The following is a 12581-nucleotide window of genomic DNA, read 5'->3' as shown; positions in this document are numbered from 1 at the left end:
TCACGCCTGGTCGCCGGGGGCGTGCGGGAGGCGGGTGCGGATGTGGGCTGCGTGCAGGAGGGGGTCGAAGACCTGCCATCCGTCCAGGGCGAGGTCGGCGGCGTTCGGCGCTGCGGCATGGGCGGGGCAGTGCTGGGTGCGCCAGCGCAGCTGCTCGCCGTACGGCATGCGGCTGAGGTCGTAGACGGCCATCGGTCCGGTGGGCATGGTGAGTTGGCCTCGCTGGGGGCCGGCGGGCAGGAGCTTCCAGACTCCTTTGGGGGTGCCGGGAGCCAGTACAGGCAGCGGACAGCGGCGACGGTGCCGGGTCTGGGCCACACACCGAATGTCCTCGATCGGACGGTCGGCGAGATAGCGGCCCAGCAGCAGTTGTACGACGGGACGGGCAGGCCGGGCGCTGCTGGCTTCCGGCTCGGGCGGGGGCAGCGCGGCCGGGGCGAAAACCCCTGAGTCGATCAGGCGGCGGGACCGGACACCGAGTTGGCGGCGCATCTCCTCGACGTGGGAGGTCAGGCGGAGCGTCGGGATGCGGGCCGGGCAGAGCACGGCGTGCGGGATGCGGCACCATGCGCTGCCGTCACCGTGCGGGTGGGCGATGCCGCAGCTCAGGTGCCAGCGGCAGGGAACGGGGACGAGGGCAGCGGCCAGTTCGGCGGGGTGCAGGGCGATGGGGCGCTGGTCTGCGCGCTGGTAGAAGTCGATGGGGCTGCCGCACGCGCGGCAGCGGCTGCTCTGGCCGGTGCGTAGCAGGCGGCTGGGGCTGGTGGCGGCCACGCGCAGCGGGCGTCGGGGCCGGGTGTCGCGGGGGCTGCCGTCCCAGCGGCATGCGGTGGAGGTGGAGTTGGGGCACATGGCGGTGAAGGTGCCAGGCGGCGCGCCGCCGCACCGGGACAGCTGCTCACAGTGTCCTGCGGATGGCGCAAGCCCAGGGAACACCCGCACGAGTGAGCGAACCTGTGATCGAGGACGGGTCGCCTGTTCAGGTGATGTCGCACCGGGCGAAGGAGGTGCCCGACGGGCGGTTCACAGTTGCGTCGGGCCGGGTGGGGTGTGGTCTGCGCAGAGGGAGCCGAGGAGCTCGTCGATGGGGACGCCGAGGGCGTGGGCGAGGGCGTGCCAAGTGGTGACGCTGCCGGTGGTGCGGCCGTGTTCCAGGTCGATGAGGGTGCGCCGGGCCAGACCGCTGCGGCGGGCGAGTTCGTCGAAGGTCCAGTTGCGCTCGACCCTCAGGCGCGCGAGCGTCACCCGCAGCGCGGCGAGGTCGGGGTCGGGCGGCAAGATCGTCATCCCACCATCCGACGGTGCAGAACCCTGCCCTGTCAGTGCAGACCTCTGCACTATTTGCTAGGGAAGGGGTGACAGTGGCGGTGCGGGGATCGCCGCTGCGAGGCGCTCCCCTCCCGTCTTCCGGGACGCGCCCGTTCGACGGCCCGCAGATCGGAGGGACAGCGAGCCCGATGAGGCTCCCCACGCACGAAACGGTGCAGCGCATCTGGACGGTTCAGTTGCACCCGCAGCCGGGCGGGCCGGTGCTGACCTGCCCTCAATGCACGCTGCACGGCTACCGGCTGCAGGCCGCCTCGGCCCGCTCCGTCGCCCTGACGCACCTGGCCCGCCACGCCCGGCGCGATGTGCTGCCCGGGCACTTGCGGACCTGCCAGTGCCGGGCGCGCAACTGCTCCTGGCATCCGCGCCACCGCGGCTGCGCCGGCCCCGTTCTCCTGGCGCTGACCTGCGACCGCAGCGGGCGCTGGTGGCGCCTCGCGGACGCATGCGCCGCCTGCGCGGCCGCCACCACCAACACCGCCGTCGTACCCGACACCCTGCCGGCCTCCGCACGACCACGGCCGGCCGGTGCAGCCGCCAAGCGCACTCGTTCCCCGCACGGACCGGGCGAACGGTTGCGCGTGCGGGAAATGCTCACCTACCTTGGGGTGGCGCTGCCCCGCTTCTCCTCCCCCGCCGCCCGGCTGCTGGCCCTGCAATGCGCCCTGCGCGCCGACGGCCGAGGCCGCGTCCGGCTCCCCAGAGGTCTTCTGCGCAGCATGCGGCTGCACGACCGTGCCGAGCTCTGGGCCGAGCTGGAACATGCCGGGTGGCTGCGCTGTTCCCTCCCGCGACGTGCCCACGTGGAAGCGCATCTGCTCGATGCGGACATGCAGACCCAGACATCCGGTCGTCGCGTCCGCGCCCGCGCATCCCACTGGGCCCTGCGCCCCATCCCGCTGGTCGCGCCGCGCGGGATGTCCCCCACGGTGCAGCTCACCGCTCTGGTCCTGGCAGCCCACACGTCCGACGGCTTCGGAAGCGCGGAAGTCGACGTCCTTGCCCGGCTCGGCGGTCAGTCCCCGCAGCAGGTGGAGGATCTCCTCGACCAACTGGTCCGCTGCCGTCTCCTGGCTTCCTGGCAGCACCTCAGGGAACACGACGAGATCTGCTGGCGCCTGCCCGAACGCTGCGCACCGAGCAATGCCACGCCAGGAAGGTGATCACCTGGCAGCCCTCGTCTCCCGCCGAAACGGCGCGGAAGGCAGCACGTTGAAGCCCCGTCCCGCCACGGTGAGACGAGAGACGCACGGCAGGTGGGCCGCAGCTCCCGGCCTACGGCGGCAGGAGTCAGATCCGGTCATGTTGTTTCGAGGCAGAGTGAGACACCCTGAGACGCGGGGAGACACCGGCGGACACCCATGAACGCCACTGAACGACAACGACCGCCAACACCCCTGGCCAGGAGTGTCCGAGACGGGACACCGGGTTGTTTCGACCTTGAGGAGGAGAGCAACACTTGCCGTTATGCCGAGCTTTCAGCAAAGGAAGGCCGTGGGCGACGCGCACGAAAAACGTGTCGCTGAGGAACTCGCCCTGCGCGGATGGGACGTCAGCCCCTGGGGCCAGGGCGTGCTGACCGAAGCGGTGCGAGTCGCCCTGCGGGGCACCGGGAGTTCGCTGCGGTGGACACCCGATCTGGTGGCCGCCAAGGACCGGCAGGTGTTTCTGATCGACTGCAAGAGCCGCATGACCAGCCGCATCACCCAGCGCCATGCGGTGGAACGGGCCGCCGTCATGGCGCACCTCCAGCTCGCCGCATGGACCCAGCTGCCGATCTGCTACGTCTTCGACAACCTCGACGTCCTCACTCCCCTGGACGTCCTGATGCTGGGCCGCACAGGTCCGCAACCTGCCGCAGGCTCAGGCTCCCCCTACCACCTGGTGCCCACGAGACGCTCCCTCGCATTCGACGAGGTGTTCGGAACCACGCAGCAGCTACACACCCCCGAACTCGGCGCCGCCTGACCCGGTCGGCATGCAGCTGCCAGCCAGGGCGCCCCGGTCTCCTGCGCCGTGCCCATCACACCCGAGCGGTTCACCACTCGGCCCGCCGCAGCAGACCAGATGGATCAGGCCGGCGAAGGCAGTGGGCCGCCTGGTGGTCAGGGAACGGCACGGGGCGGCAGTACCCAGCAGTTCCCAGCCCGGCCTGAGGTCCCCTCGCAGCTGGACGGCCCCTTGCCTTGCTCTCCGCTCTCACCCACAAGGATTCGCGTGGTTCACGTGTCCAGAGGCGCGACAGGCTGGTCCCTGCTGTTGCTTGCACACACCGTGCCGGTCCACCGGCTCACCGCTCGCGCGGCTCATGGGAAATGTGGAACCAGTCGCATAATGACGACAATTGACCACGTGCGCACATGGTCGGGTAAAGATCGGTCCCTTCTCGTTCACAGTCGCCGGGCAGCGCCGTGCGGACGCTAACGTCCACCGGAGTGCGCACTGCTGCGGGAGGCTGGCCGTCATAGTGGAAGCGACCCCGGAACTTCTCACCCTCAGAACGAACTACGCGGCCAAGATCGATGCCGACCTGGAGCTCGTCGAAAAAGACCGCGAGCGTGTCCGTACGGAAATCGACGCGTTGCAGGATCAGCTGCACACCCTGGAGGACAACCACGCCCTGCTGCTGAGCATACGGGAGGCCCTGTCCGGTCATTCCCCCGCCGCCTGCCCCGAACCAGGGCCGGACCGTGCAGCCACGACCGGCAGCGGTCCTGCCGCTGCGCCCGTGTCCGACGGTGCCGCTCCTGGTGGTCGCCGGGATGCCGGGGCACCGGATGAAACGCCGGCGGCCGCGCAGCAGGCACCGACGCTGCGGGATCTGGTGGCCGATGAGCTGAAACGGCGGGGCGAGCCCTGCTCGTCGCACGATGTCGCCACCGCGCTGGCCCGGGCGCACCCCGGCCGAAGGATCAAGGAGCCTGCGATGCGTCACGCGCTGGAGGCGCTGGTCGAGCAGGGGCGGGCGGCGCGGTCCAAGCGCGGCTCGCGCGTCTTCTACTTCGCGGCCGGCACGGGTAAAGGCTGACCTCCGGCCGCCCGGCGGAGCGTGGTCGCTGGTTCAGGCAGCTGCGTCGCGAAATGGCTGTGCGGGCGGCAGGAAGATGGGCATCGTCTCGAAGCCGAGAGCCGCCAGGCCCGCTTGCTGGCGGGGGGTCATCTGGGCGCTGTCCCTGCGCCGCCGCGCCAGCCAGGCACCGAGGTGCACGGGGTAGTCGCCGAAAACCTCTTCGGTGTGGTCCTTGGGCATGTCGAGGTGCCCGTGGCGTTGGTGGTACTGGCGTGCCGCGCGCAGGCCGCGGTTGAAGGCCCGCTCGCGCAGGCCGGTGGGACGGGTCAGCAGCATGGCGTGGGGGTGGGCGTCGGGGCAGGCGCCGGCCAGGGCGGCCAGGAGATGCCTCTGCTGGGGATCGAGCAGGTGGAAGTGGGTGATCTGGCGGTCCAGCCAGCTGTCCCAGGCGGAGTCACGGCTGTCGTGGCGGTGGTAGGTGCACCGCCAGGTGGTGGTGGTCAGACGGCGTCTGATCTGCGCGTAGGTGTACTGCCAGCGCAGGCTCCAGGGCGGGTTCCAGAAGGGGTCGACGGCGTTGAGGGAGGCGATGCGGGCAGGGGCGAGCTGGCCGGTGTCGGCGCGGCGGCGCATGGTCTCCAGCCAGGCGGCCAGGCGGCGGTCGCCGCCGTGGGCGTTCTTGCCCAGGGCGAGGGTGCCGTGGCGGGCGGCGCAGGCGGTGATCTGGGCCAGGTGGTGTTCGAAGCTTTCGGGGGGATGCGGCCAGGACAGTCCCATGCTGGTGAGGGCGGCGATGCGGTCGGCCGGCAGGGCGTCTGCGGCGTAGAGAGAGCGTTGCTGGCCGATCCACTGGCCCAGGGCCAAGCCGTCGCTGGTGACGTGTTCGCTGGGGATGTTCAGGTGATGGTGGCGGGTGCGGAAGGCCTGGGCTGCCTGCAGGCCGTCGTTCCAGAAGGCGTTGTTGGGGGCTTTGTGGGTGCGCAGTTTCAGGGTGCGGGTGATCTCGCGGGCACGGTGCGGGCGAGGTGCAAGGGGTTGTGGCCGCGCTTTCAAAAAGGGGCCGAAGCGCTGGTACGCCTTGGTGTCGTAGACGGCGAGGCCGTTGAAGAAGCGCCAGAAGTCCGAGAAGGAGGAGGATTCCATGGCCTGCCGGGTGGACTGGCCGGGTGCGATGTAGACGGGGATGAAGATGGAGGCGCACTTGGCCTGGCCCGGGGGTTTGCGCAGGGCCCGGCCGATGCTCTGGGCGATGTGGTTGGGGCTGCGGCGCGGATCGGCGATCAGGATGCCGTCGGTGTCGGGGGCGTCGACGCCTTCGCTCAGCACGCGGACGCTGGCGAGTACGGCGCAGTCGTGGCTGCCGGCGGTGCTCCCTGGGGTGTGGGCGGAGAAGTGCTCGAACTCGTGGAAGATCTGCTGGCGTCGCCAGGGCGCCTGGTGGCAGTGCAGGGCGTGTGCCCAGGGGTTGCGGATGCCGGTGCGGTCGGCGAGCACGTCGGCGGTCTCGGGCAGAGAGGCGACGAAGCCGCGGGCGGCGGCGATCCGGCCGTGGAAGGACAGTACCCGGCGCGCGTCGTGCTCGGCCATGGACATCAGCAGGGCCGCCTGCATCGCGGCCAGACGTAGCCCGTCCTGATGGGGGGTGGGCAGGGGGTCGTGGAGGATGTCGCGCAGCATCCTGTCGTGGACTTCCGGCACGATGAGCTGGTAGTCGGCGAGGATGCCGCGTTCGATCGCCTCGGCCAGGTCCAGGCGGTAGACGACGGGGCCGTAGATGGTGGGGTCGTCCATCGAGGCGAGTCGTTCGATCCGGGTGCGCGCCTTCGGGTTGGGTGTGGTGCGCCAGTTGCGGGGCGTGGCGGTCATGTAGAGGCGGTGCGCGGCCGGGATGGCGCGGTCGTCGTGGATGAGCGCCCAGCGCTTGTCCCAGTCGCCGCTGGTGCGGTGGGCTTCGTCGGCCAGGGCGAAGGCCCAGGGCGGCAGGCGTTCGCCGCGGTGGGCCTCGGCGATGGTGGGCAGGGAGGCGTAGGTGGCGAAGACGGCGATGCGTCCTCCCTCGGCGACGCGGCGGGCCAGGACCCGGGCGTCTGCGGTGAGCAGCAGACGGCCGCGCAGGCTGCGGTCGTGAACGCCGGGCAGTGAGCACACGCCGATGAGCTGGTCGAAGCCGCCGTCGGCCAGCCAGCGGGCCGCCGTCTGGGTCAGGAGTTCAAGAGTCGGGACGAGGACGAGGACGGGGCCCCGCGCAGCGAAGTGCTCGGCGACGCGCTTGCCGATGAGGGTCTTGCCGGTGCCGCAGGCGGCGATGATGGTCGCGGCCGCGTGTCGCGTGCCGCCCAGGGCGTCCACTCCCGCAGCGACGGCTTCTCTTTGGTGGGGGCGCAGCTGAACACGGCCGGACATGTGACGCGCTGACTCCCTTGCCGCGGAACTCCGTGCCCGCAGGGCACCTTCACCAGCCTTTTTGCAGTGGAGAGCCTGGCAGCTTTCCAGCAAGGTCCGGCCGACGCTGATCGAAGCTGCTCGTTGTTTTCTTCGCGTGTGCGTAAGGGGTCGCCTCTGGGACCGGGTGTAGGCCAGGTGGGACCATTTCGTGAGCCTGGGCTGCCTGCCGGGTGCGGCGGCAGTTAGATGAAGCCGCAGCCGGACATCCCGGAAGGAGCGCCGTCGTGGCGGAGAAGCGGGACCAATGGCTCGGGCGGCGCCGGATGCATCTGCGGCTGCGGTTCCTGCAGGGCGAGTCCACCGGCTCGTACGTGACGCGGCTGGCTGCCCGTAACAACCGCCCTACGGAAGAGGTGCTGCGGAGCATGGGCACTGGCCCGGTGCCCGTCGATCCCCAGTACACCGAGATGTATGTCAGCCGCTACGCGCGCGAGCGGCTGGCCACCCTGGCCGGCCACACCGTCGCCGAGATGCAGGAGCGTCTGATCGGGCTGCGCGACGAATTCCTCATGCCCAAGAACGCCAAGGACGACTGGGAATGGCCCTGGGACGCGCGGGCTGGCTACATCGTGCAGGCCTGCTCCCTGTGTGCGGCGCGCCGCGGCACCCGCTCGCCCGCCTGGCTGATCCTTCCCGACCCTTGGCAGGTGTGCCTGCGCCACCAGCGCTGGACGGACAACTCCCGCAGCACCGATCCCCCCTACGTCGATCTGAGCGAGCTCGCGGAGGTCGTGCGCGCGCAGCAGCGCTTGAACCGGGTGCGCAAACGCCTGGGCCCTGCCGGACGGTGGGTGTTCGCGGACGCCTGTTCCATCCTCGTGCGCTCCGGGTATCTAGAGGATCCCGCGCAGACGAAGCAGTGGGGTGTCCTTGCGGCGCAGCTGGGCGAGCAGCGGGTGCGGCCCCTGGCGCAGTTCAGCCGGCTTTCGCTGCTGACCCGGGACCTGGCCTGGCTCGAGGTGCGCCGCCTGAACGGCGTACTGTGCAGCACCGAGTACCAGGACTGGCTGCCGCGGACAACGCACCGGCACGGCTACCGGTTTATCGAGCCACTGACCGTCTGGCACCGTCAGCACCGGCCTCTGCAGCGGGGCATTCCGCAGCTTTCCAACGGGGAAGTGCCCGCAAGCGTCGACGTCCGAAGGGCGACAGGTCATGCCCTGCCCTCCCCTTTGGCGCCGGTGGAGGAACTGACATGCTTGCCGTGGGTGCGCATGCCCAACTCGATGGACCGGCTGTTTCTGTAGTCGTCCACGCCGCGTACGCCTGCTGTGGCATTGCCTGATCAGCGCCCAGCGGCTATCCAGCAGCAGGCAAACGCCGTCAAGGAAGCAAGGGCATCTGCATCCTTTCGGGTGAACCCCTGCGGCTGTGTCCCACGAGGCCGCAGGAGGCCCGGAGCCTGGTGGACATCTGCCGCGCAGCACGGCACGGCGCGGCACGAGGGGAGCAGCTCGTGGACTTACAGGTGCGCTACCGCGACGACATGGGCCGCGAGCGCCTCAGCATTCCACGGGCGCTGCGCGGACTTCCGGTGGAGGAATGGCCGGTGCTGCACGAGCAGCGCGCCTACCGGGGACGGAAGTCGAAGGTGCGCCAATGGTGGTCGTCCACCACAAAGAAGGACGTCAGCTGCCGGTCCCGGGAACACGCGTATGCGGCCATGTTCCTCGACCGCGATCCGTGCATCGTCTACCTGGCTGCACCGTCGCTGCAGGTCGAATGGCGCGAGGGTGAGCGTGCGGGGGTGGTGAACCCGGCGTTCATGGCACGCACCGTCGAGGGGCAGCAGATCATCTATCTGCACTCCCCCGACAGGAGGGAGCCGGACGATCAGGAATGGTCGGTGGCCCAGGCAGCCGCCGCGCAGGCGGGATGGCAGGTGGATGTCGCCCGCGCCCCGGGCGGCCAGCTGCGCCGCAATGTGTACATCGTCTCGCAGTTCCGTCACGACGAGTTCGCCGACGCCAGCGCCAGGGCCGTCCTGCTGGAGGCATTCGCCCGCCCTCTGCCGCTGAGCAGGGGCGCCGACGCGGTGGATCTTCCTCCGGGACAGGGCCGTGCCAGCAGCTGGAACTTGCTGTGGACGCAGGACCTGACGACGCACTGGGATGAGCCCCTGACCCCCGACAGCCTGGTGTGGGCGGCCGGAGCGGCAGCATGAGCGCCGTCCTTTCCCTGCCAGTCGACGCCCCGGACGCGCCAGCCGGGACGCTCCGGCCGGGAATGACGGTCCAATGGAAGACAGGCCGCTATCTGGTGGGCGCCTTGCAGGGTTCCACCGTGCACCTGGCGGCGATGGACGACGGCGGCCAGGACGCGCTGGTGGTGGTCTGCGTCCTTGTATCCGCCCCGGACTTCGCCGTGTTGAAGGCCGACGGGATGGCGCAGGAGCCGGGAGCGGTGCCGGACCTGTCCGTACTGGAGCGGCTGGATGAAGAACAGCTGAAGGACGTGCGCCGCTGGGAGGAGCACGTCCGGGAGGTGCTGACCGGCCGCCCTGTCGGCGCCCGGGACGGCGCCTTCACTGCGCGGCGCGGCTACGATCTGGCGACCACCACCCGCACCGCCCGCTACGCCCTGAAGGCGGCCGAGCTGAAGGCGGCCGGCCTGACCGGGTCGGTCGCTACCGTGCAGCGCAAATGCCTGGCCTACGAAGCACACGGGCTGCTCGGTCTGGTCGACAAGCGGTGGCTGCGCACGAGCACCGTCCACGGCAACGTCGACGAGCGGGTGGTGGCGCTGATCCAGCAGGAGGACAAAGCCCAGCGCGGCGCGTCGGCGGGCACCTTCTCCCGGCTGTACAAACGGGTGCGCGCGACGCTGCGACGCGCGCATCCGGATGAGTACCGCGACCTGATGCCGGCCCGTACCACCTTCTACGACCTGCTCAAGCGGCTGGGGATCTCGGCGGAGTCGCTGAAGGCGGCGCCCGGGCGGGGCAGTGATGCCACCGCCCCGCCCGAGCCTCCCTACCATCCGGCGCCGGTGTCGTTGCTGGGCGAGCGCGTGGAGATCGACGGCACCGGGCTGGACGTCCTGGCGCTCGGCGACGACGGGCGTCCCGTGGCAGTGGAGTTGACCTATGCCTTGGACGTTCTGAGCCGCAGCTTCATCGCCGGGATGATCGTTCCCAAGGCTTCGGGCCGGAAGAAGGGGCCGGGCAGCCGGCGCCGCGGCGGCCGCGGCACCAAGTCGCTGGATGCCGCGCTGCTGCTGGGGCAGGCGATGGCGCCGCTCGCGGCGCGCCCCGGTTGGTCGCCGCAGGCGCTGGCCGCCAACTCGGACCTGCCCTACGCCAAGATGCTGGCCGGCGATCCGCGGATGGCCGGTGCCGCGGCGCGGCCGGTGATCCGCCCGAAGACGGTGGTCGTCGACAACGCCAAGATCTTCAAGGCCCGGCACTTCAAGGACGTGTGCAGCATGCTGGGCATCGAGGTGGAGTCCGCCCGGGAGCGCACCCCCACCGACAAGGCGGTCATCGAACGCACCAACGCCTCGGTCAAGAGCATGTTCTCCCAGTTCGTTGCCGGCTACACCGGCAACAGCCTGGCCACGCGCGGCGACGACGTCGACAAGGAGCGGTTGTGGACGCTGAACGAGCTGCAGGATTTGTGGCACGAGTGGGTGGTCACCGAATGGCAGCGGCGGCCGCACGAAGGACTGCGCTCCCCCTTCCTTCCTTCTCTGGTCCTCACCCCGAACCAGATGTATGCGGCGGCGGTCGCCGTGGAAGGCGCCGTGCCGCGGCCGGTCACACCGGATGAGAGCCGCAAGCTGCTCCTCCAGGCGAAGCGGACCGTGACCCGCGACGGCATCAAGATCGGCAACCGTACGTATGTCAGCCATCGCATCCGGGAGTTCAAGAACCGGCACACCGGCATCAAGGGACAGGGCCGGCGCTGGCCGGTCTACTACAACCCCTACGAGCCCAGCCGGGTGTGGCTGTACGACCACACGGTCGAAAAGGACCCCGCCCGCAGTCCGTGGGTGCCCTTCGATTTCAAGTGCCAGCACCTGATCCGCGACTCGTGGACCCAGTACCTGTGGGAGAAGGCCGCCGACCTCGTCGCCGGTCTCGTCGGCCGGGAAGGCGGCGAGGAAGAAATCGCCCGGGCCGTGGACGATCTCCTGACCCGCGCACGGCGCGGCCCCTCCCCCACCTCCACCTCCGTCAAGCCGGTGGCCGCGTTCGTTCCGCAGCCCCTGGAGATCGCCGAAACACCGGCCAACCCGTATGCAGGGATCACCCGGGCCGAACCCGGCAGCGTGACGCCCGCACCGTCCCTCAACGTCGATGCCAAGGACCTCTTCCCGGGCCGCCGTGCCGCGCTGCCGGCCGCTGTGCCCGAACCCGCCGCCCCGCCGACGTCGCCGGGCCGGCCCCGGCCCCCGCGGCGCCGTCCCGCTCCGGCGGGAGCGCACAGCCTGGGCGGATCAGCCGGCGACATCTTCCGGGAACTGGCAGCGGATCCGTCCGAGCGGCCTGCGCCGCGGCCCCATCAGGACCCGCCCCCGCCCAGCCAAGACCCGCAGGAGACGTGATGGACGCTGCGCGCACCGCCCCGAAACCAGCCGCCCCCGCAGCTCTCGCTGCACGGTGGTCGCCGCTGGATCCCGAACTGCTCACAGTGCGGGAGGGGTTCATGGACTTCGTGCACCGCAAACTCGAGCCGCCGGACTTGCAGGACTGCGCCCCCAAAGGCACGAAGGTCACCGACACCGACCCGCGGATGATCTACCACGGAGAGATGATCCCCGTCTCCACCCCCGATGTGACCCAGGGGCTGAAGGACGCGCGGCGCACCCTGCGTACCAACCGATTCCGCCCCACCGGAAAACGCATGAGCATGATCATCGATGGATGTGCCGGCAAGACCACGCTGCTGCTCCAGATCGGCCGCGCCTACCAGGGACTACTGGAAACCGAGCGCAGGCCGGACAGCGAGTGGACCCCCGTCGTCTACATCAACGTCCCTCCGCGCCATGAAAGCAACATGGACTGGTCCCTGCCGCTCGCGGACTTCTTCGGCATGGACCACACCGTCAACATCGACAAGCGGACCTACCGCAGCACCGACATGACCGAACCGGTCATCCACGCCATGCGCGAAAGCCGTACCTCCCTGCTCCTCATCGACGGACTCGACCGCATCCACGACAGCGACCTGGCCGGTGCCTTCGACTACTTCGACTGCCTCCAGGCCCGCCTGCGCCTCTCGGTCATCTACAGCGGTCGCGGCGCCACCGACATCGTCAACGAGGGCCTGCACAACCGCCGCCGCACCGAACGGCCCCGCACCTCCGAGCAGTTCCGCAGCAGCCTGCCTGTCATACGGATCAACCCCATCCCCTTCCACGCGGGGCAGGAGGAGGGATGGCGCACCGTGCTGCGGGCCTACGACTCCAACCTCCGGCTCTATGACCACGAGCCCGGCTCGCTCCTGGACCTCGAGGAAGAACTCCACGAGCGCACCGGCGGCTACATGGACACCCTCGACCAGCTCATCTGCCAGACCGCCCAGCAAGCCATCGAAGACGAGACCGAAGCCATCACCAAAGAAACCCTCGACGACATGTTCGTCGGCCGCAACGACCCCGACGACGACTGACACCGCGCCGGTAAGGCGCGCCGTCCTGTGCAGCGTGCACGACCAGCCCGGCTGCCGCGGGCAGCCTGCTGCTTCGGCGTCGAACCATCGGGGGTGTTCGGCGGCCCCGCATCCGTGGCGCCGCCGACGGCCGGGACGCCGACGGTGAGAGCCCTGCCGCAGAGGCAGCCGTCGCCTGAGAGCTCTAC

General features: G+C 70.2%; 10 protein-coding genes. 7 read left to right on the top strand and 3 right to left on the bottom strand.

Features of this window, described 5'->3' with window-relative positions; all coding sequences use genetic code 11:
* A complete protein-coding gene (locus ACF07N_RS25460) occupies window positions 1–852 on the bottom strand; it encodes a DUF6083 domain-containing protein (RefSeq protein ID WP_392116988.1) in 852 nt (283 codons plus the stop codon).
* Window positions 853–1023: 171 nt separating this feature from the next.
* Window positions 1024–1287, bottom strand: coding sequence for a helix-turn-helix transcriptional regulator (locus tag ACF07N_RS25455; RefSeq protein WP_385167294.1), 264 nt, complete (start codon window positions 1285–1287; stop codon window positions 1024–1026).
* Window positions 1288–1457: 170 nt separating this feature from the next.
* On the opposite strand from ACF07N_RS25455, the gene ACF07N_RS25450 reads away from it, so the two are divergent.
* The 3 genes from ACF07N_RS25450 to ACF07N_RS25440 all read left to right on the top strand — a co-directional run bounded on the left by ACF07N_RS25450 (window position 1458) and on the right by ACF07N_RS25440 (window position 4354).
* Window positions 1458–2489 carry a hypothetical protein gene (locus ACF07N_RS25450; RefSeq protein WP_392116985.1) on the top strand — a complete coding sequence of 344 codons (1032 nt, stop codon included), beginning with the start codon at window positions 1458–1460 and terminating at the stop codon, window positions 2487–2489.
* Window positions 2490–2820: 331 nt separating this feature from the next.
* Window positions 2821–3294 carry a hypothetical protein gene (locus ACF07N_RS25445; protein WP_385167297.1) on the top strand — a complete coding sequence of 158 codons (474 nt, stop codon included), beginning with the start codon at window positions 2821–2823 and terminating at the stop codon, window positions 3292–3294.
* A 499-nt stretch (window positions 3295–3793) separates the two neighbouring features.
* Window positions 3794–4354, top strand: a complete 561-nt coding sequence (locus tag ACF07N_RS25440; protein ID WP_392116982.1) for a hypothetical protein — start codon at window positions 3794–3796, stop codon at window positions 4352–4354.
* Between the two features lie 33 nt (window positions 4355–4387).
* Here ACF07N_RS25440 and ACF07N_RS25435 read toward each other — a convergent pair whose 3' ends face one another.
* On the bottom strand, window positions 4388–6739 hold the full coding sequence (locus ACF07N_RS25435; protein ID WP_392116979.1) for a Helicase associated domain protein: 2352 nt from the start codon (window positions 6737–6739) through the stop codon (window positions 4388–4390).
* A gap of 266 nt (window positions 6740–7005) precedes the next feature.
* Between ACF07N_RS25435 and ACF07N_RS25430 the strand changes: the two genes are divergently transcribed.
* The 4 genes from ACF07N_RS25430 to ACF07N_RS25415 all read left to right on the top strand — a co-directional run bounded on the left by ACF07N_RS25430 (window position 7006) and on the right by ACF07N_RS25415 (window position 12393).
* Complete coding sequence (locus ACF07N_RS25430) at window positions 7006–8028, top strand: TniQ family protein (protein ID WP_392116976.1); 1023 nt, start codon at window positions 7006–7008, stop codon at window positions 8026–8028.
* A 209-nt stretch (window positions 8029–8237) separates the two neighbouring features.
* A complete protein-coding gene (locus ACF07N_RS25425; protein WP_392116973.1) occupies window positions 8238–8945 on the top strand; it encodes a hypothetical protein in 708 nt (235 codons plus the stop codon).
* A complete protein-coding gene (locus ACF07N_RS25420) occupies window positions 8942–11326 on the top strand; it encodes a Mu transposase C-terminal domain-containing protein (RefSeq protein WP_392116970.1) in 2385 nt (794 codons plus the stop codon). Before ACF07N_RS25425 ends, ACF07N_RS25420 begins: the two co-directional genes overlap by 4 nt.
* Window positions 11327–11427: 101 nt before the next feature.
* Window positions 11428–12393, top strand: coding sequence for an ATP/GTP-binding protein (locus tag ACF07N_RS25415; protein ID WP_392116967.1), 966 nt, complete (start codon window positions 11428–11430; stop codon window positions 12391–12393).
* Window positions 12394–12581 lie beyond the last annotated feature (188 nt).

The sequence above is a fragment of the Streptomyces sp. NPDC015242 genome (assembly GCF_043079125.1).
In the GTDB taxonomy this organism is placed as follows: domain Bacteria; phylum Actinomycetota; class Actinomycetes; order Streptomycetales; family Streptomycetaceae; genus Streptomyces.
Note: the sequence above shows the minus strand (reverse complement) of the source record. Positions and strands in the feature narration are given on the sequence as shown.

Bases quoted from the DNA above. Each gene is read 5' to 3' on its own strand.
- ACF07N_RS25420 (WP_392116970.1), top strand. From the start codon at position 8,942: ATGAGCGCCGTCCTTTCCCTGCCAGTCGACGCCCCGGACGCGCCAGCC.
- ACF07N_RS25450 (WP_392116985.1), top strand. From the start codon at position 1,458: ATGAGGCTCCCCACGCACGAAACGGTGCAGCGCATCTGGACGGTTCAG.
- ACF07N_RS25455 (WP_385167294.1), bottom strand. From the start codon at position 1,287: ATGACGATCTTGCCGCCCGACCCCGACCTCGCCGCGCTGCGGGTGACG.
- ACF07N_RS25415 (WP_392116967.1), top strand. From the start codon at position 11,428: ATGGACTTCGTGCACCGCAAACTCGAGCCGCCGGACTTGCAGGACTGC.
- ACF07N_RS25435 (WP_392116979.1), bottom strand. From the start codon at position 6,739: ATGTCCGGCCGTGTTCAGCTGCGCCCCCACCAAAGAGAAGCCGTCGCT.
- ACF07N_RS25460 (WP_392116988.1), bottom strand. From the start codon at position 852: ATGTGCCCCAACTCCACCTCCACCGCATGCCGCTGGGACGGCAGCCCC.